Origin of the sequence: Desulfosporosinus sp. I2 (genome assembly GCF_000960765.1) — a bacterium.
Lineage (GTDB): Bacteria > Bacillota > Desulfitobacteriia > Desulfitobacteriales > Desulfitobacteriaceae > Desulfosporosinus.
In genome coordinates this window covers 33,538-56,818 of the sequence record NZ_JYNH01000018.1, presented here as the reverse complement: position 1 = coordinate 56,818, position 23,281 = coordinate 33,538, and the positions used below count along the sequence as shown (strand labels likewise).

Below are 23,281 nucleotides of genomic sequence, written 5' to 3'. Positions count from 1 at the left end.
GAACCATATAATTTTAAGTGTACCGCGGGAACCGCTATGGCGTATTCTCAATCTTGCACGAGGGAAATACATACCCGATTTAGGAAATACTCCTGGGCATATTCAGCACTGGTCGAAAAAAAGCTTTTTACGACTCGTGAATCGGTATTTCGATGTTTTAGAAGTAAAGAGCCCACTACCTTGGACGATGGTATTGTGCCGTATAAGACACTTGTAGTATTGGAATCTGGTCTCATAGACTAGGCTGATAATCCAGTTCTATTTTAGTGCTTTTCCATAAGTCGGCTGGGCGAAAGTCTAGAGACTAATATTATCAGGACAACTCTAATTCAAACAAGGTTTTGCGAATTGTTCAACTGATGGATGGTGATAGTATATTATGATGGATCGCGGAGGAGTCCTTAATAAATTAAAATTGGTTTCATCATGGGTTGGTGGGGCGCTTTCACTCATTGGTGTGGTTTTTGTTGTGATACGGCTTGCTGGTAATATAGACAAGCTTGACCTGTCGCGGATACAGTCTGCTGATTGGTTAGTATTTTCAGTTCTTGCTACTATATACGCAATTATGAATGTTGCGCTCGTTTTGGCTTGGCAGCAAATTCTGGTGTTCTTAAGAACGCCGCTTGGCTTTTTGCAGGCTACTCATATATATGGTGTGTCACAACTGGCTAAGTATGTTCCGGGTAATATTTTTCATTTAGCTGGCCGACAAGCGTTAGGTATGGCGGCTGAGGTACCTGGCTGGGCATTGGCTAAATCCTCCGTATGGGAATTAGGGCTGATCGCATTCGCAGGCACTTTGTTTGGGCTATTGGCTCTGCCACTGTGGTGGCAGAGCTTCCCCATTTTTGTAGCCTTGATGTTATTTGTAATTATACTACTCGCCGTGGGTCTGGCGATTAGACGCTGGCTTGATTTCTCATTGGCATTGGCGCTGGGCTGGCAGGTGTTATTCTTAGTAATGTCTGGCTTAATATTTATCGGAGTGCTTGTAATGATTTCACCAGGTTTCTTGACTATTAAAATGGTGATCGGATTAGTCGGTGCTTTTGTTATTGCTTGGCTCGCTGGACTGATTACACCTGGCGCGCCTGCCGGAGTGGGTGTGCGGGAATTAGTTCTGTTATTTTTGTTGAAGGGTGTAGTTGTTGAAGCGGATTTGTTGCTGGCTGTGGCGTTAGGGCGAGTGATAACCGTGATAGGAGATTTAATGTTTTTTCTTGGAACTATTCTTCTCAGGAGAAAGGAGTGATATAGGATATAGAAGGTTGATCATTATCGCTGTTAGGGCTGTTCGATATTCTGGACAATCTATTAAATATTAAGTTAAGTGTATAGAAATTCCTGCTGGATCAAGCAATCAATAGCTTTTTGTGGCAGTCATTGCAAAATAAAGAATAGAATTGGCTGGGAGCCAAAGGTTGCAAGCATAGATGGCATTAAAAAAATGGTAAATTGGGTGTAAGAATCTAAATAGACAGGAATTTCAGAAGGAGAGCAGAGACGTTATGCGCAATATTGGTGTAATCGGCACAGGCTATGTTGGCCTGGTGCAGGGCGTTATAATGGCGGAATTCGGGATGAATGTTATCTGCATGGATGTAGTATCGGAAAAGATCGAAAAGCTGAAAAAGGGTATCCTGCCAATCTATGAGCCGGGGCTCAAAGAACTGCTCGACAAAAACGTCGCTTCTGGTAGGCTACACTTCTCAATGAACATACAGGAAACGGTTGAACAAAGCAATGTTATTTTCATAGCGGTTGGGACGCCGCCCCAGGATGACGGAAGCGCTGACTTGCAATATGTTCAGGCTGTCGCTAAAAACATTGGGGAATACTTGAACGATTATAAGGTCATTGTGGACAAGTCAACCGTTCCAGTCGGCACCGGAAAAATAGTGCGGGATATTGTTCAGGAAGAGCTTGATAAACGGGGCGTCAGCATTGAGTTTGACATCGTATCCAATCCTGAGTTTCTCCGTGAGGGCAAAGCGGTTCGCGACTGCCTGACGCCAGATAGAGTTGTCATCGGGACTGAGAGTAAAAAAGCAGTTGAGATTATGAAAAAAGTATATGATGTGCTCTATATCAATCAGACACCCTTTCTGATCACCAACCTTGAGACCGCGGAAATGATTAAATACGCTTCCAATGCTTTTCTGGCAGTGAAAATTTCCTTTATCAATGAGATGGCGCTGCTGGCGGATAAGGTCGGTGCTAATATTCAGGAGATTGCCCGGGGCATGGGAATGGACGGTAGAATTTCCTCAAAGTTTTTACATGCCGGTCCTGGTTACGGAGGTTCCTGTTTTCCCAAGGATACCAAGGCAATCGCAGATATTGCCCATAAATATGATGAGCAAATGCTGGTCATTGAAGCTGCCATCAAGGCTAATAACAAGCAGAAGCAGAAAATGAGTGAAAGAATTATCAACACGGTTTCGCAAGAGTTTCCCATTGAAAACGCCACCTTTGCAATATGGGGCTTATCGTTTAAACCAGAAACCGATGATGTGCGCGATGCGCCTTCTATAGACATTATCCGTGCCCTTATTAATGCCGGTGCAAAAGTTCGAGCTTATTGCCCCGAAGGCATGAAGGAGGCACAATGGAGATTGAAAGATACAGAGGACTTCATCACGTATTGTAAAAACGAATATGAAGCCGCGGAGGGGGCTGATGCCATTATTCTTATGACAGAATGGCATCAGTTCAGAGGTGCCTATCTCGATAAAGTTAAGTCTGTTATGAAAAATGACTATTTCTTTGATTTGCGTAATGTCTTTTCGAAAAATACTGAGATTAAAGAGATGTTCAAGTATTCAGGAGTTGGATGCTGAAACATTTTTAAATTCAAGCTGAAGTGTACTTATGGATATGGGCAAAATTTACAGAGATCATTGACCAGCAGATAAGTTTAAACGACTGTGGGGGAGACAGATGAAAGTGTTAGTCACCGGAGCTCAAGGCCAGCTGGATACCGATTGGTGTTCTGTATTGAACGTCATCACGGACAAAAGAGCACTCCCTATTCTGAGTCCGATCGAACCAATCCACAGTGTAGCTATGGCCATTCGAAACGCGCTGGAGAAGAGTTTGTACTCTCTATCGAGCAAGTATTTTATTGTGAGAAGTGCTTACTCCGTACGTGAACATGGAGAGATTAGGCGCAGTGGATTAAATGGTCTAAGGCCATCGCAGGAAGGAATAAAGGATTTCCTAGCGAATTAAGCGGGAATTACCGTGTTTTTTTGGGGATTGGCTTCAGGATAAAAAAACCGTAAAAGAACTTCGGATAATCCAGCACCTGACGGTCAAAGAATTGGCGGACAAGATCAAATTAGATACCGTGGACATTTTGAAGATCGATGATCAAAGACTGAGGGACATCGCAGAACCGCTGAGAAGCAAACTCACTCCGATTCCGGGGGGAGATTACATGGACAATATGACTTGGCTTTAAATTAGAGAGGAAGTTATCAACCGCCTCGTTTTCGAGTATAGGGCACGGGGCATTTTCGTCAATTAGTGAAAGGCGAAGAAGGAGTGGGCAAGGCCAAAATTGATACTAATTTTCCTCTAAAAATGCTATAATATCACATATTGTTTTGTTACTATTGTATGTACTACATGTTTTTAGGAGGTGAAAGATTCATGGCGAAGAAAAATAGTGTTATAAATTATAATTGGTATTTATTGTTGCCGCTGATGTTTCTTCTAACGGTAGTGCCCTTGATAGTGTATCTCAAAGTGGTACCTTTAACTGGCGCATCCTTTGACTTTTGGAACGGTCAGAAAGAAAATTTGGACTTTTTCTCGTATTATAAGATGGTTTGGATTTTAATTAGCAGTATATTGGCAGTCGGGGTTTTGGCATTAATCGTCATGTTTTATGGATTTGAAAGAATAAGGGGTAGCTACTATTACATACCAATCGCAGTGTATGCTTTCTTTGTGATTCTTTCTACAGAGTTTTCTCAGTATACGGATATCTCACTAATGGGTTTCCCCGATCGATATGAAGGAATGTATGTACTTTTAGCCTATATGGTAATTCTATTTGTCACCATTAATCTGGTCAATAAGGAAGAGCATATCAAAGTTCTCTTAGGGGCTTTGTTCACAGGAGCCATTATTATTGGTCTTATTGGTGTGTTTCAATACATAGGCTATGATCTTTTTAAATCAGTTTTTGGTAAAAGCCTGATTTTGCCTGCGGCTTTTAAACAAATGGCCGATAAATTGCAGTTTCAATTTGGTAAGACTGTTATATACTCTACCCTTTATCATCTCAACTATGTTGGTAGTTATATGGCCATGCTTTTCCCCTTAACGTTTACCCTCTTTGTCCTGACAAAAAAAGGATGGCTTAAAGGGCTCTTCGCTTTGCTCGCTCTGTTAATGGCGGTTAATTGGCTTGGTTCTACTTCACGCGCTGGTATGTTCGGTGGCTCTATCGCAATTGTAATTTTAATGATTATGATAAACAAAGTGATACTTAGGGACTGGAAGTATTTTCTAAGCGGATTTGTGATCATAGGTCTTGTAGTGTTCGGGCTTAATTACATGTCCAACGGTTATCTGGGCTCTAGGATAGGTTCCTTGCTTAACAACGCGGTCGATATTACTCAAAGCACAGGGCACGATGATGCCAAAGATAATATCCTCCTGCAAGGGCTAGATATTAAAGGGAACCAGGCGACGTTAGTGACGCCCACCGAGACACTAACGTTTGAAGTAAACGGTGATCAAATCACGTTCAAGGACAAAGCGGATCAGCCGATCGGCATGAAATTTGAGCAAAGCACTGGCAAGGTTGATTTGCAGGATGATCGGTACAAGGACTATAAGATAACATCAGGCAAGCCCAATAACATGAAAGCTCTCCAATTAGAGAAGGGTATTCTTAAATTGAACTTTAGTCTAGTTAATAATCAAGTCGCTCTTCTAAATGGCAAAGGTAAAGTGGTTAATATTCAACCGATAGAAAAGTGGGGATTTGAAGGGAAAGAATTGTTGGGATCGTCACGGGGATACATCTGGTCCAGATCAATTCCTTTACTGAAACATACTTTATTTGTAGGGTACGGACCGGATACATTTGCTATTTATTTCCCACAGAATGATTTTATGGGGAAATTCTATGCTTATAGTGGTGATATGTGGCAGGTGGTAGATAAACCTCATGATTTATATTTGCAAGTTGGGCTAAACACTGGGATTATCTCTCTCTTGGCGCTTTTATCATTATTCATTGCTTATTTTGTAAGAAGTGCCAAGCTTTATATTAGGAATGATTATAGTGATTTTGTTTCTAGGGCAGGAGTAGCTATCTTTGTGGCCGTTTGCGGTTATCTGGGGGCAGCCTTTTTTAACGATAGTGTCGTTTCAGTGGCGCCAGTATTTTGGGTACTTTTAGGGCTGGGGATTAGTATTAATTATATGTTGGAGCAGAAGGGTTTGAGTCCCCAATTAGCGAACGGGGAGCTGGACAAAAACAAAATACGTACTTAAAATACGTATAAACAAGATCAATGATAAAAGCAGTCAGCTTCTGCCGACTGCTTTTATCATTGATCGAGCCAAACAGGCCGAAAGAGAGAATGTTAGTTTAAACCAGTTAATTCTGTATCACTTGGCGCGGGGACAGGATATAAAGCGTATTAATTTATTCCTCCCCCTTGTTGTCGCTTCTCACCTAACGGGGTAAGTCGCCCAGCGGCTCCTTCCCCCGGGGTCTGCCCCCCACACAAGAGGGAACTATTCTGATAATAAAGCGAAAGAGTCTTTCGTCATAATTAGACGAAGGCTCTTTTTTAAGTGTTAAAATATAGGTATAAAATAACATTTCCAAAGGAAAGCGAATAGGAAGTTGGAATAAGATGGCGAATAAATAAATAATAGGGAATTGTAAGGGAGGAGTAGAGATGGCAAGAAAATTGAGGATAGCTGGTTATCATATTATGAGTAGGGGGCAACCATCGGTTGGCGATCTTTCGAGATGATGAAGACCGGCAAGTATACCTGAGCATGTTAGCACAGGTTAAAGATAAACATCCGTTTATACTACATGCCTACTGTCTGATGAGCAATCATGTGCATTTTCAGCTTGAGACGATCACGACTGAACCTGGAAAAATCATGAAATTTTTTTTAATAAGAAGTACCGCTTCGTAGGGCAGCTGATGCAAGGCCGTTTTTGGCCGAGGTGATCGAGGATGACCAATATTTCTTGGCGCTCAATCGCTATATACACCTTAATCCTGTCAAAGCGGGTATCGTCCTGAATCCACGAGACTACCAGTGGAGTAGTTACAGAGCATATATAGAGGGTACTTCCCCTTCTCCGGTAGATACGGCTAAGACCTTGTGCTATTTCTCTGATCCTAAACTTAGAATAAGCGGATGTAGTCGAGGAGGATAAATAATGGCGACTGTTGTAAACTCTTTTGCTTTGGCCGATGGAAGATAAGGTTGTGACGGTTTCACGTGTAAAGAGCACGGGCACTTTTCCAGCTAATTTCATGCTTGTATCAGCAATGAATCCCTGTCCTTGTGGTTATTACGGGCAATCAAGGTGCCGATGTACGGATTATGAAGTGTTAAAATTGAATCGAAGTTCATAAATGTGTGGGGGTCGTACCCCCAGTACCCTAAAATTTATAAAGTTTATCAGTAGCTATAAGGAGGATATACAATTGAAGCGTAGAAAGAGATAGATAACAAAAGTGTGAATAGGGAGAGTTGTCAGATGGTATATATGTATCTTTTCAGAAAGAAACTCAAGGAATATAAATGGTATAGTATACTCGCAGTAATAATTTCTGTATTCACTTTCCAGATAATCTTTGTTAGCAATACTAGCGCTTCGCCTTTGGTTCATCGAATTGCTGGCTATACTCAATATGATACGTCTTCTGCTATTGCAAAAGAAGGTTGGTCACAATCTGATTATGCTATTCTAGCCTATGGGGAAAATTTCCCCGATGCCTTGGCGGCTGCTCCATTAGCCCGAAAGTTTAACGCACCTATATTACTAACAGAAGCACAGAGTTTGACACTTACTACAAAACAAACTTTACAAGATCTTAAAGTGAAAAATGTTTACATCGTAGGTGGAACTGTGGTAGTTTCATCAACCGTCGAAAACCAACTTAAAGATATCGGGATTAATGTGACTCGCTTAGCGGGCAACAATAAATACGATACAGCCATAGAAATAGCAAAAACGATAGGGGCTGTGCAAGAAATTAAAGTGGTCACGGGTGACGATTATGCAGACGCTTTGTCAATCTCTTCAATATCCGCCCTTAATAAATCACCTATTATATTAGTTCCTAGGGATTATTTGACCGAAAGTATTAAGAATTATTTAAGTTCAAACACTATAACCCATACCTACTTAATAGGAAACTTTGAGCAAATCGCTGAGTCAGTATCTAACCAATTCCCTAACGTTGAAAGAATAACAGGAAATGATAAATACACTAGAAATATCGCCGTGTTAAATCGATTTGATACTAAGTTTGATTTTAGTAATACCTTTCTGGCGACTGGAAATGGTTTTGCAGATGCCCTTGCAGGAAGTGCTTATGCCTCAAGTAAGAATGCTCCTATCGTATTAGTCGATAATATCTTTAATAATACTACTGCTAGTTATCTCAACACTAAGAATATCTTAACGAAGCAACTTATTATTCTTGGCGGTGAAGCAGTAATGCCTTCAACTATAGTCCAGAGATATACAAATCCATCTACAGAGGACATAACGCCAGGTATTATTTACAAGCCAAGTGAAATTGCGAAGATAGTGAGTCCTTCAGTTGTTTATATCGAAGTTAGTGATTCTAATGGTATACCAATAGCAAGTGGCAGCGGATTTATTATTGACTCAACGGGTAAAATTGCGACAAACTATCATGTCATTAAAGGAGCATATTCGGCAAAGGTCAAAACCTACGATGGGAAAACCTATGACGTCTCAAAGGTTTTTGCCTATGATTCTGCGCAAGATATGGCGCTGATTAAAATCAATGCTTCTGGCTTACAGCCGGTTAGTCTCGGAGATTCCGACAAGATTGGTACTGGAGATAAAATCTACACAATCGGTAATCCTTTAGGTTTGAATGACACGATGAGTGATGGTTTAATTAGTTCCAAATCAAGAATAGTCAATGGAGCCACTTATATTCAAATTTCGGCACCACTCTCTTTGGGGTCAAGTGGTGGAGTGTTAGTGAATGAACAGGCAGAAGTGATTGGAATTACTTCTGCAGGTCTGACTGACGGACAAAATTTGAACTTTGCAATTCCCATTAATCTGTTAAAGCTGACGTTAACTCAGGATATAGATCTAACCTTAGCACAACTACCCCATGGAGGTCCCACTAGTAAAGAAACAGAAATAAAGACCGATGACGAATTTGCAACGTTCTTAAATAGTCATTATAATGTCTTGACTATTGCTGGAAAATCCGTTCGCTTTACTTGGAAGGTCAATGATTATAAAACAGGTTTGAGTAAGGTAAGCGTTCATGGAATGATCGTTAGTCAAGATTTTGGAACTTGGATGGATTTCTTGACTACAAATCATCAAGGTGAGATTATGCTTTATTTTGCAAGTTTAAGTAACGATATTGCCACAAATTATCCCGGTGCTAGCTTTTTGGGGAACGTTTTATATCAAGATTACTATACAACCTTACCGGCCATTCGATTAGCGCAGGGTGAAGTTACTTATTCCGGAGATGGCAAGTGGTTCATATCTCATCCAATTATCTCTTTTTATGATTTATATACATTGAATAAGTCTGATGTCAGAGTAACTATTACAGATTAAGTTATCGATTTTGAAGATGCCAAAATTAATGGTATAATACCCACGACGAAGCCTTACTTCGAGTTCAGACTAATCATTTGCATGAGAGGACGTGGGTACTTGTTTAGAAGTAGAAGATTATTAATGGGATTGATCATATTAATAATCAGTATAGTCCTAGGAGGATGTGGAACAAAACAGACTCCGTCAAGTAACACTCAACAAAATGCGGCAGCAACACAAGCTCCAAATGCAGTGCATCTGACACCAGTCCCGGCAGGGACTCCTCTTGTGACTGCAAATACTGAAGTATCCAAACAAATCATGGCTCAAAAGGATGTCTTAGGCACCCAGATCTATGAGCAAAATGGGATAGTCTACGGGGATATTACCTTTAAAAGCGGAGTTACCAAAGACTACGCTCATAATTTAGCCAATGAATTTTTAACTCAATTGAAGACTAGTTACCCCGGCCGTTCGATCACAGCACAGGTGGTCATTGACGGAAAAACTACTGACTTTATTTCGTTCAAACCATGAAGTAGGCCCAACAAAACTCAAGGAGAAATATAGATCAAGAAAACCGTGTCTGTGTACGTTTGAGACATATATCATATATTCGAAATGTAGCCAATTAGTCTAGCCTCACGTTCAACCAGAAGGACATGAGGCTTTTGGAGTGATTTATGGTATTTTTCGAGTTATATTATATATTTTATTGCTCATTTCGACGGGAAATGAACAACCTATATTTTATGTAAGGATAGCTTGATGACATTGGGTACGACCCCAAGGCGGCCCATTCCTGCAACAGAACGTGAGATCTTTTCTGCATTGCTCATAGATTAAGGAAGGATTGAAATTAATGGAATAAGTTGGTAAAATGTTATATTATGCATATGAATGAAGGGAGAGAAGAGCTTGCGAATTGTATATTCCAGAGTTGCAGTCAAAGCGATCAATAGTTTTGATAAATCTATAAAGCAGAGAATTAAAACAGGAATAGAAGGGCTGCTTGAAGTACACAAAGGGTGATATTAAGCAGATGCAGGGCGTAAATCCTCCTGCTTTTCGTTTGCGAATAGGAAAATATCGGGTATTATATGAGTATACTAATCTTAATGACGAAGAAGTCTTAATGATTAAGGATATCGGATCACGAGGGGACATTTACAAGTAAGGAGATGATAATATGTCCGCAGTTTCAAAGCAAATTATTGATATGATTGATATGCTTCCTGAGTCGGAACAGGAGTTGGCATTTGAAATGATTAAAAGAATAGTCCTTGCATGGGACAGTGATTTCACAAAGCTGACACCTCTGGAGAGAGAGAGGTTAACCCAATCAGAAAAAGAAATAGCCAATGGTGAAACCGTTAACCATTCAGACATTGACTGGAATTAAACCTAAAGTAGGAGGGAGAAGTCACACTCCAACAAGATCCGTTGGTACGATGGCTATTCTTACTGGAACGCAGAAAAGGCCAGAACAGTCTATCGGCGGCTGAGGCAAAGGGTAAGGCAGAAACCATTTGTCAATACCTTGAAGTGCGTTTTGGCATAGAGTCTCAAGCTCTTCAGGAGAAGGTACGCACGATCCGGGACTTGAAGGTACTGGGACGGATTACTAATAAAATTTTTGTTGTCGCCAATTTTGATGAAGCTTCGGCTCTCGTTGAAGACTATCTAGTCTCCCGATAGTATCTGGAGTCTTATATCATTAATTAGAAATGTAGCCAATCAATCAAGCCTCACGATCCAATGACGGATCGTGAGGCTTTTTCTATGTCCTACACAAAGAACGGAAGGAGAAAATTCTAAGCATAAGATGAAAGTTGAACAAATAGTTGGTATAATATGAGAGTAAGGAGGTATTGATTCATGGCGAGTGATTCTACATTTGTCTTACGTAGGACGAATGATTACTTCTTCAAATATGTCTTCGGCTCTGAGGAAGGATCAGACATTCTAATAGATTTTCTGAATGCCACGCAGAATAGACCCCCTCACAATCGAATCAAAACGGTTAAGTTGGAGGATCGAGAAATTGATCCAGAACGGTATATGGACAAAGCAATTCGCTTAGATGTGGTCGCAACCACAGAACTAGGTCATATCTACCAGATTGAAGTGCAAGTGGCCGATCAGGTCTTTATTGACCAGCGAAGTTTATATTATTGGGCATCTCTGTATCATCGGCAGCTCCAGCACGGGAAGCTCTACAATGAATTGAAGCCTACGATCGGTATTAGTATCCTGGGGTTTGAGTGGTTCAAAAAGGATGATCGCTATCATCATGTCTTTCATCTTTGGGACGATGAGACACGGGAAAAGCTCAATGACGATATAGAGCTACACTATTTAGAGTTACCCAAGCTCAAGCACTTAAAGAGAGGACCTCAAAATGCCTTGGAAGAATGGCTAGTCTATCTCAGTGATATTCAAGGGGAAGGATTGGAGGCAATAGTGATGAGTAATCCAATGATTGGTAAAGCGCTCTCAATTGAGGAACAGTTCAAAGCCAATGCTCAGGAACGACGGCTTTATGACATGCGGGAGAAGGCAATCTTCTCTGATGCTACCAATCTGGCGGCGGCAAAGGCAGAGGGTGAGGCAAAAGCTATTTGTCAATATCTCGAAGTTCGTTTCGGTGCAGAGTCTCAAGCCCTTCAGGAAAAGTTACGCGCGATCAGGGACTTAGAGGTACTCGGACGGATCACTAATAAAATTTTTCTGGTTACGCATTTAGATGAAGCAACGGCTCTCGTTCACGATTATTTAGTCTCTCAATAGCATCTAAGGTCCTATCATCCAAAAGTGCCGACAGGGAGGGAATGGTTCATTTTTTATTTTATGTAATCTGGAACATTAGGTATTAATTCCTATAACAATGTGATATAATATTTTTTTGGGTACCAAAGCGTCTTTTGCCCGTTGCGAAACTCACGCGCGATCGTGGATGTTCTGTTTCGGCGGTTATAGGATAGAGTAAAGATTTTTATGCGCAGTTATAGATAGAGACGCAATTGGAAAACTTAATAGGTAGAAATACAAAAAAGGAGTATGAAACTATTGGCAACATTTATAGACTTAAAGTTAAGCGAACCGGTTATCCGATCAATTATCAACATGGGGTTTGAAGAAACGACTCCTATTCAAGAACTGACAATCCCTTTAGCCCTGCAGGGGCGGGATTTGATCGGACAGGCTCAAACAGGAACTGGGAAAACAGCAGCTTACGGAATCCCACTAGTGGAGAAGATTATGGAGCAAGCCGAACAAATTCAAGGGATTGTTCTGGCACCGACTCGAGAATTGGCTGTCCAGGTTGCAGAAGAATTAAATAAGATTGGTCAGTTTAAACGCATCCACGCCTTGCCCATTTATGGAGGACAAGGAATTGATTGGCAAATCAGAGCCCTTAAGAAGAGACCCCATATTATTGTGGCGACTCCGGGACGACTTATGGATCATATGAGAAGGAAAACTATTCGCCTTAATGATATCAAAATTGTCGTTTTAGATGAGGCGGATGAAATGCTCAATATGGGCTTTTTAGAAGATATCGAAACGATCTTGAAGGAGATTCCAGTTGAGCGTCAGACCCTACTCTTTTCTGCTACTATGCCTCGTCAGATTCAAAATATTGCCCAGCGGTTCATGATAGAGCCGCAACTGATCAGTATCAAGGCAACGGGTGTAACGGTCGCCGACATTGAGCAACATTATGTGGAAGTAACCGAACGGCTTAAATTTGAGGTCTTATCAAGAATTCTTGATATACAATCTCCTGATCTGTCGATTGTCTTTGCTCGAACCAAGCGGCGAGTGGATGAAATTTCCGAGGCTCTAAGTAAGCGGGGTTACTCTGCAGAGGGAATTCACGGTGACTTGACTCAGAGCAAGAGAGACAGCGTCTTGAGACAGTTTAAAGATGGAACGGTCGAAGTATTGGTCGCGACGGATGTTGCAGCTCGAGGACTTGATATTAGCGGAGTAACCCATGTCTTCAACTTTGATATTCCTCAAGATCCGGAGAGCTACGTGCATCGAGTAGGACGGACTGGTCGAGCAGGAAAATCAGGTTTAGCGATTTCGCTAGTCACACCACGAGAGATCGGTATGCTAAGACTGATCGAACAGGTCATTAAACGCAGGATTATTCGTAAACCGATACCCACTATCGTTGAGGCTGTACAAGGTCAGCAACGCTTAACGATGACCGAGATCCTCAGAGTAATCGCTGAGGAAGATATCGAGAAGTATAAAGGTGTCGCCGAAGAGCTACTCGCCGAAAACGACTCAGTGACTCTTTTATGTGCAGCCTTGAAAATTATCACGAAGGAACCAGAAGCGGTCGAAGTTCGCTTGACGGAATCTGCTCCTATGCGGGGGAGAAGCATGGGAAATGCAAGACCCATGGGAAATGCAAGACCCATGGGAAATGCAAGACCTCAGGGAAATTACAACAGAGACGGCTATGGACAAAAGGTTGACACGTGGTCTAGGAGAAAAGGCAGCGATGTACGTGGTGGAGCTGCAGGAGCCCAAAGAGGACGAGATAATAAACGAAACGGTTAATAGTTTTAAGATTGGAAAGGGTTGGTGGTAACCCTTTCCTTTTTTGTTATCTTAAAAGAACTTTTTAACAAGCTCGAAGGTAAATCCAGCAATGTGTCGAATCTAACATTCAAGGTGAGTTATAAGAACTTCGAGGGGGACTATAGAAAAGATGCTTGTAAGATTTTTACGGAAGAAGGCAGTTGGGCATATACTTTTAAACTTGATGCTCATTTTAACCTTGATTATGAGTTCTACGGTGCCTGTTCTGGCTTCTGATGTTGATGTTTTGCCAGAAATTCGGCAACTGCTTCAAAATCAATATGTTGACCCTGTTGCGGCGGAGGTCTTAAACGCTCCAACCGTGGATGAGACGCTTGAGCGTCTGGGAGACCCGCATACGATCTATTTCACCCCTGAGGAATACAAGGACTTTGTGGGGAGCATTGATATGCGTTTTTATGGGATCGGGATACATATTGATGTGGAATCTGAGGGAGTGAGAGTCGTCTCTGTGATTTCTGGTTCACCAGCAGAGGAAGCAGGGCTCAAATCTGGGGATTTGATTGTTAGTGCAGATGGTCAATCGTTGGTCGGGCTGCCTTCGGACTTGGTGATTGCCTTAATTCGGGGTCCTGAAGGAAGTACTGTTCAGATCAGAGTCAAGCAAGAAACGGAGACTCGAGATTTTAATGTCACGCGGAGAGCGATTACTGAACCCACCATAACGGGCGAGATGCTTGATGGGCATATCGGCTATCTGGACCTTAATTCCTTTGGTTCAGATACCCCGACAGAATTCCAGACGGTCGTTAAACAGTTAAGAAGCAAAAATGTCAATGGATGGATTGTGGATTTGAGGGATAATGGAGGAGGATATTTGAGTGCGGCGCTTGACCTGGCAGGTTTCTTCATAGGGCCAGATGTTGTAGTGGGGATCAAAGACCGAACCGGTTCAGTGTCAGAATACAAGGCACCGGATCACGGCTTTACCTTGAGTCAGCCGGTTATCTTTTTAACAAATGGAAACAGTGCTAGTGCTTCAGAGATTCTTTCTGCGGCAGTTAAAGATCATCAAAAGGCAACTCTTGTCGGAACAACAACTTATGGCAAGGGGACGGTTCAGAGTATGTTTACCCTTTCCAATGGAGGGGTTCTTAAAATGACAGTGGATCGTTTTTATTCCCCACTTGGGCATGGGATCAATAAAATCGGGGTTAAACCCGATGTTGAAATTCGGCATGCGGATTCGCTTAGGGCTGCAGAATTAATGTTATCGAACGAAACTGAGGCACTTGCCAAAGCTAGGACCACAGATTACTGGCAGGCATGGGGAGAACTTAAGAACTCGGTGGCTGCGAATGTTCAAGTTGAGCGATATGCTCTCTATTATCCAGGTTATCACAAAATCAGTGAATTATCGGCAGTACCGCTCGACAAGAAGTTCACTGTGCATTTCAATGGGTCGGTCAATTGCCAAAGCGTGAATAGCACAAGTCTAGAGCTGATTAATAGTGAAACGGGCGAGAGAACCCCTGCGCAGTTTGAACCCTTAGGGACTGCAGATGTGCAAGTCATTCCAAACGCGGCCTTGAATCCGAATACAACCTATTGGCTGGTTATCCATCCTTCAGTCTTAGATGTTAATGGGCTTGCCATGTCTGAAGGCGCTGTCGCGATTGCTCAGACGATCAAAGATACGGCAGCTGAGGATACCACGAAAATTCAGTCCTTTAATAAGTTTCAAGAGCCTATAACCGGATCAAACAGTAAGGGCCTGCAAGCTCTAGATTATGGTTGGGCTCTCTGGGATTTGGACAAAAGGCCTTAAAACAAGGAGTGGAGGAACGGGCCATGGTTTATGAAGTATGTGCTCTTGTAGTGACCATCATTTTAGGGGTGCTCGGCATTGAACTTGCCATTGGGATTCGCTCTGTCCGAAAACTCACCGATGAAGCTAAGCAAACCATTCAAGAGCTAAACACACATTTACCGTATATGCTGGAGGATGTTCAGACAGTGACTCATATTGTAAGACAAACCAGTGAGTTGGTAGGTGGCACGGTTGGTGAGGTGGCAGTCAGTCTTGAGGAGATGAGGAAGAATCCTTTACGCTTGGTTACCATGTTCCTGGAGGTCATTAAACAAGTGAAGGCTTTGTGGAGAGAGGTTCGAAAATAAGGGATTGATTTCTTGTTAATTTTAGCGTATAAATAATTAGTGACCGAACAGTCGGTTTTGATAGTCGGGTAAAGGAGGAGTCCATGTGAAAAAAGGAATTTCGATTTTATTGGTAGTTTTTATGTTGCTAATTTCAGCTAACACGGTCGTGGCGGCAGCCGATTCTCTGGACATAGAAAAAGTTGCCATACAGTCGATAAAAAATTCTGAAGGCGTCCAGTCCATTAATAGACAGGTAACGGAAGCCCAAAAGATTCATGCTGATACTAATGGGATGGTGAATGGGGCTAGAGGAAGCTTGCAATATCAAAATTCATATTCAATCGTTAAATCAATCATTCTTTCTCCTTTGATAGCAGAAAACAATTTAGAAAAGGTTAACCATTTGCAATCTGTAATTACAAATGGAGTAAGACTCGCATCCTACAAAGACTATATTAACCTCTTAAAAGTTAATTACGCGTTGAACATACAACAAGGTCTTATGAATGAGAGTGATGCCGACTACAGAAAGGCTAAGCTTCAGGAGACGTTAGGCATGGTTTCCCAGTCTCAGTTAAGATTGAGTGAGATTGCTTATCTTAAAGCCAAGTATCGCTATAATAGTGCCCAAAAAGGGTTTAACTCGGCTTCTATGGCTGTGAATAAGGCGATGGGGGAGGACATATCCAAGCAATACTCGACACTACAAGATTCAAACATAACCCCGGCAGCTCAGATAAAATCTTTAAATTATTATGTCGGCGTGGCCTTGGCCAATCGAGCGGATATAATCGATGCGCAAAGTACGCTCGAACTCGCTAAGAAGGAATATGAATATGGCAAGGCAGAAATACCCACGGATTTTGATTTCTATATTCAGCAACAAGAGTATGCGATAGACAATGCCCAAAACGAGTTAGATCTTGCTAAAATAACTGTTCAGCAGAATATTACGAATCTCTACAAGGATTTGGGAAGTGCTATGAAGGCCATGGAAGAGAAGAGAGATCTTGAAGATCTGGCTAAACTCAATTATCAAGCAGCGGAAATCAGGTTCAATAGTTCCCAGATTTCCTTACAAGAGTTTGACGATGCCAAAGTTGCCAGAGCTCAAGCGGATATTAATTACAAAAATGCACAATTAGATGCTTGGTTAATGCAAACTATGATGGATTCGGCCTGTGGCATTGGTTATGTGCCAAATCTTAAAGCGATGAGCGGTTCAACTACCCAATCTAAGTCAAAGAATAATCCAAATCCGACAAATCGAAGAGATCGAAATTAAGAAACTAAAAACTTGGAGGTGTCTAACTTGAAAAAGAAGTATTTAACGTTTTTCGCGCTTCTGCTTTCCGCTTCAATTGCCTTGTCAACTCACAGTACTTTGGCTTTAGATAGTGTCGCCCAGCCCAATTCAGAGACTCCTGCCACGAGTACAACTGAGCCAACTGAACCATCGGTAACACCGATACCACCAGTCGATAATTCGACGTTGAATCTCTCGCTTGAAGAGGCTTTGAAGTCTATGGAAACAGGCAACAGCGCGCTGAAATTAATGGACAGTAAACTACTGATCCTTGACAAACAAAATCAACAAGCTTTAGCGAGGCATGAGGCCAACACAGGGGTTGTTGATGAAGATTCTAAAAAAGAACGAGATCTGAATTATAAGCGATCTCAATGGACCTTGGATAATGCCAAGCACGACCGAGAGACTCAATTAAAGGCACTGAAGGTCCAAATAACCAACGAATACGAAAGAATTTTAACCCTTCAGCAGCAGGCGGATAATTTTAAGACGCAGCTTGCGAATCTTGACACAGTCATTAGCCAGGTTAACCTTCAGATCGAACTTGGCTTAAAGGTCCCCTCCGAATTATATTCTTACACTGCTCAGAAAAGTAGGCTGGAAGCAGCTCAAAAAGCGATCATCAACAGTAGCAATAGTTCAATGATTACCCTTAAACAAGACCTGGGCGTTGATATTAATCGAGAAGTTATTCTAACTTCCAAGCTCATCCAGTATACTAAGTTTGACGATTCAGATCTTGATAACAAAATTGGCAAGGCTATTGAGAATAATTTCGAGATTCCCAAAACTAAACAGGATATTGACATCTCAAAGATTGAGTATGACATTGATTTTTATTATTCAGATTTAATGGTGGCAGACCAAGTCCAAATAGGTATTGAGGACAAGAAAGCAACACTTGCCAATTTACCCGTTAAGCTGGAAGTCGATTTTAGAACCGCTTATAACACGTTAAAGACTTTGGAAAACACCGTTGAAGCGGATAAATTGACGGTTGAAGCAGATCAGATCAATATTGATGTTATGCAAAAGAATATTGAGGTCGGGAAGTCGAGTAGTCTTGAGATGATTGTGCTTCAAAATACACTCTTAAATGATCAGTATACCTTGCAGCAGGATATTAATGCCTATATGACAGCGGCGGCTAATTTCCAAAATAGTTTAGATAATTAATCCCTAGGGTACATCTGGTCAGTAATTATTGTACTAGAGTGAATTGTAATCGGTAAGAGGAAGATCCACATCGTGACCTTAACTAGACGGTGAGGCTTCCTCTTCTTTGAAAATTCTCTCCTTTGGCGAGGTTGAATGAATAGTTTAGTCAAAGGGATTGATTTCCAGTAAGATATCATATATAACTAATAAGATGACCGAATGGTCGGTTTTGGCTGAACGGTCGAGAAGTAAGAACTAAAGTGGAGGAGAATAGCGTTGGAGAGGAAAATCGGGAAAACAGGCAAAAGAATTCTAATTTCACTCGGGGTACTCGTAGTGCTGGTTTTTGTGGGACGTGGACTCACGAGTAAGCCCGCAGCAGCGGTGGTAGAAGAGAAATATATACCGGTACAAGTAGAAGCGGCAGGAAAGAAAACACTTACGAATACCGCAATTTTGAGTGGGAAAATTACGTCCGATACGGATGTTTCTGTCATTCCGAAGGTGCCGGGTAAAGTAGACTCTGTCTTGGTGAACGTGGGGGACCCTGTCAAGAAGGGAGATATTCTTTTCACCCTTGATGCGACAGATTTGAGGAGTGCCTTCCAGTTGGCGAATGCCAGATATCAGAACAGCCAAGAACTCTGGAGTGCGGCGAAAGCATCTCTTGAGCGTACGAAGACCCTTGCTGCAGGCAAGATCACGGATGCACAAAAGAACTTAGCGAATATGAAGGCTCTTTTCGAGGCTGGAGCAGTTTCGAAAGTGCAGTTAGATCAAACCACGCTGGGTGTCAAAGAATTAGAAGCAACCTTCGCCAGTCAAATCGAGCAGCTACAAGTGCAAGCTTCGGACAGTAGTCTCGAACTCGCTCAAGTCCAACTCGCCCAGGCACGCGAAGCTTTGGATAATGCCACTGTGACTGCCCCCGTTGCTGGAACTGTTTCACAGGTCAATGTTCAAGTGGGTAATATGGCCACGAGTGCCCAAGCAGCAATAGGTCTTACGAATACAGGGAGTGTCTACAGCTCACTGAGTGTCGCGGAGAATTTGGTGAACCGCCTCACAAAAGATAAAGCGGTCAAAGTCAAGGTTCCTTCAGTGTCAGAGACTAATATTGTCGGGAAAATTGAGAATATCAGTCCTTCATCAGATCCCCGAACTCAGCTCTATCCTCTCAAAATTTCATTTGAGAATCCCAATGGCTTAATTAAGCCTGGCATGTTTGCCAAGGTCGAGCTAACGACCGAGGAGAAGGCAGACGTAATGGCGATTAAAAGCGAGGCCGTCGTCCTAAAAAATGAAAAGACCATCGTTTATGTCGTTGAAGGAGATAAAGCCGTCGCTAAAGAGGTGGTCACGGGCCTGGATACGGGAGTCGATATTGAGATTCTCAAAGGATTAAACCTTGACGACAAGGTGATTATCAAAGGACAAACCTTAGTCGATGAAGGACGCAAAGTCAAGGTTGTAGGAGGGGACGCGTCTTGAAATTAGCGGAGGTTTCGGTCAAGCGTTCGGTGACCATCATCATGCTAATGCTGATTATCATGCTTTTAGGTGGCATTTCCATGTCACGCTTGCCGATTGATTTGCTACCTAAAATTGATATTCCAGTATCGATTATCGTGACGGAATATACAGGCGTTGGGCCCCAGGAAATTGAAAAGATTATTACCAATCCACTGGAAGGCGCCGTCGCTACCGTGGAAAATATTGATAAGGTGAGTTCAACCACAACCGAGGGGCGCTCGATCATTATCGCTGAGTTCAAGAATGGCACGGATATGAACTTCGCAACCCTCCAAATGCGGGAAAAAGTAGATCTGGTCAAACGTCTCTTTCCTTCCGATGTAGGGGCCCCGATGGTCATGAAGATTGACCTTACGCAGATGCCTGTGGTTCAACTCTCCCTTTCTGCGAAGGACGCGGATCTCGCTAAGTTGCAGTCGATCGCAGAAGACACGCTTAAACCGAAGCTCGAACGGGTTGCAGGTGCGGCCTCAGTTACAGTTGCCGGAGGATATAAAAATCAGGTTAAGATTAGCACCCATATGGAGAAAATGAAAGGGTATGGGTTGACGATTGATTCTTTAGCCAGAATCATTGGTGCGGAAAACCTTAATGCTCCTGGGGGCCAAGTGCAAAAAGGAACCCAGGACCTGACGATCCGGACGACCGGCGAATTCCAATCAGTGGATGAAATTAAAGAACTATTAATCCCTCTCACGAACGGAGGGCAGATCAAATTAAAAGATATTGCCGATGTCGGAATAGAACCTAAAGAAATCACCGCGATATCCAAAACAAATGGAGAAAAAAGTATCAGTATCTCTATCCAAAAACAATCTGGTACGAATACCGTGAAAGTGGCGGATGAGGTCAATGCCACGGTTGAATCCTTTAAGAAAGACTTTCCGGATCTGAAGATTGATACCGTGATGGATCAGTCTATCGCGATCAAGCAATCCATTAAAACAGTTGAAAACGAGGCCATTCTGGGTGGGCTCTTAGCGATTGTTGTGGTCTTTCTCTTCTTCCATAATATTCGTACAACCTTTATTACTGCCACGGCGATCCCTATTGCCATGATGGCGACCTTTGCCGTACTCTACTTTGCTGGGATTACCCTTAATATGATGACGCTCGGGGGACTGTCCTTAGCAATGGGACGCTTAGTCGATGATAATATCGTCGCTTTAGAAAACATTCATCGGCATCGAAAAGCCGGATATTCGAAGACAGAAGCGGCAATTAAAGGGGTCTCAGAAGTCGGAATGGCAATTTTCGCCTCCACGTTGACCACGGTTTCAGTCTTTCTTCCAATTGTCTTTGTGCAAGGAATGGTGGCCACGATTTTCCGTGAGCTAGCCCTGACTGTTACGATATCCCTAGCGGCTTCGCTGCTCGTTTCTTTGACCTTGGTTCCGACACTTTCGGCCAAGCTCATGCAAACTGAGGCGATACCTGAAGGCCGCAGAGGACCTAAAGGGGTTGTTGATCGCTTTAGTCGGTGGTTTGATCGACTCTTTGGGCGCGTTGAGACCATATATCGGAGATTTTTACACTATGGACTGCATCATCGCAAGACTGTCGTTGCGCTGGCCACGGTGATCTTTGTTCTTTCAGCGGCCTCGGCCCTTAGCTTAGGGGCAGAATTTATGCCGGCAACTGATGTGGGACAACTCAGCGTGAAAGTGACGCTGCCGGATGGAGCGAAACTTCGTGAGACTGAAGACACAGTTCTGGAAATCGAGAAGAAACTCGAGGGAATCAAAGAGGTTAAAACAGTCTTTACTCAAATCGGGACCAGCGGGGGCCTTTCAATTGGAGGGGATACCGCGAATACAGGTAACATTAATATTCAACTGATTGATTTAAAGAACCGCAAGCGAAGCGTCGGAGAGGTGGGCGATGAGATTCGTTCGCTGACCAAAGACCTGCCTGGTGCTGAAATTAATGTGACCCTTACAGACACTATGAGAATGGGCGGATCCACAACCCCGATTGACATTGCCATCAAAGGAGAAGAACTCGATCAACTCAAAAAGATTGGTATGGAGATTCAGAAGACCGTTGCGTCGGTAGACGGGACTCGTGAAGTCAAAACCAGCATGACAGAGGGGATTCCTGAAGTCGTGATTAAGATCGATCGGCCTAATGCTGTGCAGTTTGGCTTAACAGCTGCTCAGATTTCTCAAGCCGTAAAGGGTACCATCTCAGGAACAACGGCTACCCGTTATCGTTATCAAGGAAATGAAATCGATGTCGTGCTCAGTGGAGATGATACCTATAAGACGAGTCTGGCGAACTTAGAACAGACTCCCATTCCCACCCCTACAGGGATTACTATTCCGTTAAGCCAAGTTGCCAAGGTTACACTGGACCGTGGGCCGGTCATGATTGACCGTACGGGACAGACTCGTGTAGTTCATGTCACAAGTCAAATCATGAACCGGGATCTTCGGAGCGTCACGACAGATATTGAGGCTAAGTTAAAAGAGTACAAGATCCCTGATGGGTATACTTATGAAGTGGTTGGGCAAAATAAAGAACTCACCGACTCGTTCAAGGATTTAGGATTGGCGTTAATTCTAGCAATCCTGCTCGTTTACATGATTCTCGCCTCACAGTTCGAATCCTTGCTGCATCCATTTACGATTATTTTATCCTTGCCCATGGGATTCTCTGGAGGGATGCTGGGACTCTTCATTACCCGAAAGACCTTAAGTGTGCCTTCGTTTATTGGATTGATTCTCCTGATCGGAATTGCCGTAAGTAATGCCATCGTTTTGGTGGATTATATTAATAAACGCAGAGAACGAGGGGAGGAACGTGAGGAGGCTATTGAAAACGCTGGGCCGATTCGCTTGCGACCCATTATTATGACCTCACTTGCTACCATTCTGGGCCTTATTCCGATGGCCTTAGGCATCGGAGAAGGTTCGGAGACAATGGCTCCGATGGCTGTAGTTGTTATTTTTGGACTCACTCTTTCTACCTTTTCCACCTTGTTGCTAGTCCCGGTCATTTATACTATTTTTGAAGATATTCGGGACTCGAGGAAGAAAAAGAGGGAAAAGAACCTAACTTCAACAACTATAACACACTCAGTTTAAAGGTGAAGTTCGATGAATACAACGTTATTAGCTTAAAGGAGATAATATCAATGGCGTCGCGAGAAGAGAAACAGACAGACATTATCAAAGCCTCAATTCGAGTTTTTTCTGAACATGGCTTCGACGGCGCAAAGATGGAGTCTATCGCTAAAGAAGCGGGTATTGGTAAAGGCACAATTTATGAGTATTTTGAAAGTAAAGAACGTTTATATGAAGAGATCCTTAAATTCAGCGTAGAAGAGTATCGCCTTGGGCTAAAAGAGAGCATGACCCGAGGGGAAACGATTGAGGAAAAGCTTCGAAACTGCGCTCGCTTTAATACCGAATTTCTCAACGGGCATATGGATATCGTGCAAATCTTTATGCAAGTTAATACTCTTTCTAAGGAAATGCGAGTTCAGCTCTTTGCCGAACATCTAGCTATCCTAAAAAATTACACAGAAATGGTTCATGCAGCTAAACTAAAAGGGGAGATTCGAGAGGATCTCGATGAAGAACTTGCTACCTACTGTATTGCCGGAGCTCTCGATCTGTTTTCTAAGCAAAGGGTTTTGATGGATCCCCAACCTCTAGCTAAAATTGATCATCAAGGGATTGTAGATGTGCTATTAAAGGGGCTTAAATAAATAAGCGTTACCGAAAAGCAAGAGG

General features: G+C 42.6%; 22 protein-coding genes and 1 pseudogene. All 23 read left to right on the top strand.

Annotated elements, in window-relative coordinates; all coding sequences use genetic code 11:
• The coding region (locus UF75_RS29615; protein WP_207642472.1) for a hypothetical protein at positions 1-217 on the top strand (217 nt) is incomplete at its 5' end.
• A gap of 162 nt (positions 218-379) precedes the next feature.
• The gene (locus UF75_RS07035; RefSeq protein WP_052693054.1) at positions 380-1,255 is read left to right on the top strand and encodes a hypothetical protein; all 876 of its coding nucleotides are present in this window, start codon (positions 380-382) and stop codon (positions 1,253-1,255) included.
• A 256-nt stretch (positions 1,256-1,511) separates the two neighbouring features.
• The gene (locus tag UF75_RS07030; protein ID WP_045573890.1) at positions 1,512-2,843 is read left to right on the top strand and encodes a UDP-glucose/GDP-mannose dehydrogenase family protein; all 1,332 of its coding nucleotides are present in this window, start codon (positions 1,512-1,514) and stop codon (positions 2,841-2,843) included.
• Positions 2,844-2,943: 100 nt separating this feature from the next.
• A complete protein-coding gene (locus UF75_RS07025) occupies positions 2,944-3,234 on the top strand; it encodes a hypothetical protein (protein WP_045573889.1) in 291 nt (96 codons plus the stop codon).
• On the top strand, positions 3,230-3,466 hold the full coding sequence (locus UF75_RS29920; protein ID WP_082075052.1) for a transcriptional regulator: 237 nt from the start codon (positions 3,230-3,232) through the stop codon (positions 3,464-3,466). Before UF75_RS07025 ends, UF75_RS29920 begins: the two co-directional genes overlap by 5 nt.
• Positions 3,467-3,657: 191 nt before the next feature.
• Entirely contained in the window at positions 3,658-5,517 is a 1,860-nt protein-coding gene (locus tag UF75_RS07020; RefSeq protein WP_045573888.1) for an O-antigen ligase family protein, read from the top strand.
• A 471-nt stretch (positions 5,518-5,988) separates the two neighbouring features.
• Positions 5,989-6,180 carry a transposase gene (locus UF75_RS29915; protein WP_052693052.1) on the top strand — a complete coding sequence of 64 codons (192 nt, stop codon included), beginning with the start codon at positions 5,989-5,991 and terminating at the stop codon, positions 6,178-6,180.
• Between the two features lie 22 nt (positions 6,181-6,202).
• Positions 6,203-6,427: a hypothetical protein gene (locus tag UF75_RS29910; protein WP_242860149.1), complete on the top strand. Its 225-nt coding sequence runs from the start codon at positions 6,203-6,205 to the stop codon at positions 6,425-6,427.
• A 34-nt stretch (positions 6,428-6,461) separates the two neighbouring features.
• Positions 6,462-6,611: pseudogene (locus tag UF75_RS26870) on the top strand (ATP-binding protein); the annotation flags it as partial.
• A gap of 143 nt (positions 6,612-6,754) precedes the next feature.
• Positions 6,755-8,842, top strand: coding sequence for a cell wall-binding repeat-containing protein (locus tag UF75_RS26170; protein ID WP_052693051.1), 2,088 nt, complete (start codon positions 6,755-6,757; stop codon positions 8,840-8,842).
• 123 nt (positions 8,843-8,965) lie between these two features.
• The gene (locus UF75_RS07005; RefSeq protein ID WP_242860148.1) at positions 8,966-9,361 is read left to right on the top strand and encodes a hypothetical protein; all 396 of its coding nucleotides are present in this window, start codon (positions 8,966-8,968) and stop codon (positions 9,359-9,361) included.
• Positions 9,362-9,836: 475 nt separating this feature from the next.
• A complete protein-coding gene (locus UF75_RS29905; RefSeq protein WP_242860147.1) occupies positions 9,837-10,001 on the top strand; it encodes a hypothetical protein in 165 nt (54 codons plus the stop codon).
• A 12-nt stretch (positions 10,002-10,013) separates the two neighbouring features.
• On the top strand, positions 10,014-10,226 hold the full coding sequence (locus UF75_RS06995) for a hypothetical protein (RefSeq protein ID WP_045573886.1): 213 nt from the start codon (positions 10,014-10,016) through the stop codon (positions 10,224-10,226).
• A 41-nt stretch (positions 10,227-10,267) separates the two neighbouring features.
• On the top strand, positions 10,268-10,522 hold the full coding sequence (locus UF75_RS06990; protein ID WP_045573885.1) for a hypothetical protein: 255 nt from the start codon (positions 10,268-10,270) through the stop codon (positions 10,520-10,522).
• Between the two features lie 180 nt (positions 10,523-10,702).
• Entirely contained in the window at positions 10,703-11,614 is a 912-nt protein-coding gene (locus UF75_RS06985) for an Rpn family recombination-promoting nuclease/putative transposase (protein ID WP_045573884.1), read from the top strand.
• 279 nt (positions 11,615-11,893) lie between these two features.
• Positions 11,894-13,402 carry a DEAD/DEAH box helicase gene (locus tag UF75_RS06980; RefSeq protein WP_045573883.1) on the top strand — a complete coding sequence of 503 codons (1,509 nt, stop codon included), beginning with the start codon at positions 11,894-11,896 and terminating at the stop codon, positions 13,400-13,402.
• A 151-nt stretch (positions 13,403-13,553) separates the two neighbouring features.
• Positions 13,554-15,212 (top strand): S41 family peptidase, encoded by a 1,659-nt coding sequence (locus UF75_RS06975; protein ID WP_045573882.1) that lies wholly within the window; start codon positions 13,554-13,556, stop codon positions 15,210-15,212.
• Positions 15,213-15,235: 23 nt separating this feature from the next.
• Complete coding sequence (locus UF75_RS06970; RefSeq protein ID WP_045573881.1) at positions 15,236-15,562, top strand: hypothetical protein; 327 nt, start codon at positions 15,236-15,238, stop codon at positions 15,560-15,562.
• A gap of 85 nt (positions 15,563-15,647) precedes the next feature.
• Complete coding sequence (locus UF75_RS06965) at positions 15,648-16,829, top strand: TolC family protein (protein WP_082075051.1); 1,182 nt, start codon at positions 15,648-15,650, stop codon at positions 16,827-16,829.
• 27 nt (positions 16,830-16,856) lie between these two features.
• Positions 16,857-18,029, top strand: coding sequence for a TolC family protein (locus UF75_RS06960; protein ID WP_045573880.1), 1,173 nt, complete (start codon positions 16,857-16,859; stop codon positions 18,027-18,029).
• 258 nt (positions 18,030-18,287) lie between these two features.
• Complete coding sequence (locus UF75_RS06955; protein ID WP_052693050.1) at positions 18,288-19,502, top strand: efflux RND transporter periplasmic adaptor subunit; 1,215 nt, start codon at positions 18,288-18,290, stop codon at positions 19,500-19,502.
• Entirely contained in the window at positions 19,499-22,630 is a 3,132-nt protein-coding gene (locus UF75_RS06950; RefSeq protein WP_045573879.1) for an efflux RND transporter permease subunit, read from the top strand. Before UF75_RS06955 ends, UF75_RS06950 begins: the two co-directional genes overlap by 4 nt.
• A gap of 50 nt (positions 22,631-22,680) precedes the next feature.
• Positions 22,681-23,256, top strand: a complete 576-nt coding sequence (locus UF75_RS06945; protein ID WP_242860145.1) for a TetR/AcrR family transcriptional regulator — start codon at positions 22,681-22,683, stop codon at positions 23,254-23,256.
• The last annotated feature ends 25 nt before the right edge of the window (positions 23,257-23,281 follow it).

Coding starts and splice junctions, on each gene's coding strand:
- UF75_RS07035 (WP_052693054.1), top strand. CDS start 380: ATGATGGATCGCGGAGGAGTCCTTAATAAATTAAAATTGGTTTCATCA.
- UF75_RS06970 (WP_045573881.1), top strand. CDS start 15,236: ATGGTTTATGAAGTATGTGCTCTTGTAGTGACCATCATTTTAGGGGTG.
- UF75_RS07020 (WP_045573888.1), top strand. CDS start 3,658: ATGGCGAAGAAAAATAGTGTTATAAATTATAATTGGTATTTATTGTTG.
- UF75_RS07030 (WP_045573890.1), top strand. CDS start 1,512: ATGCGCAATATTGGTGTAATCGGCACAGGCTATGTTGGCCTGGTGCAG.
- UF75_RS26170 (WP_052693051.1), top strand. CDS start 6,755: ATGGTATATATGTATCTTTTCAGAAAGAAACTCAAGGAATATAAATGG.
- UF75_RS06945 (WP_242860145.1), top strand. CDS start 22,681: ATGGCGTCGCGAGAAGAGAAACAGACAGACATTATCAAAGCCTCAATT.
- UF75_RS07005 (WP_242860148.1), top strand. CDS start 8,966: ATGGGATTGATCATATTAATAATCAGTATAGTCCTAGGAGGATGTGGA.
- UF75_RS06975 (WP_045573882.1), top strand. CDS start 13,554: ATGCTTGTAAGATTTTTACGGAAGAAGGCAGTTGGGCATATACTTTTA.
- UF75_RS06995 (WP_045573886.1), top strand. CDS start 10,014: ATGTCCGCAGTTTCAAAGCAAATTATTGATATGATTGATATGCTTCCT.
- UF75_RS06985 (WP_045573884.1), top strand. CDS start 10,703: ATGGCGAGTGATTCTACATTTGTCTTACGTAGGACGAATGATTACTTC.
- UF75_RS07025 (WP_045573889.1), top strand. CDS start 2,944: ATGAAAGTGTTAGTCACCGGAGCTCAAGGCCAGCTGGATACCGATTGG.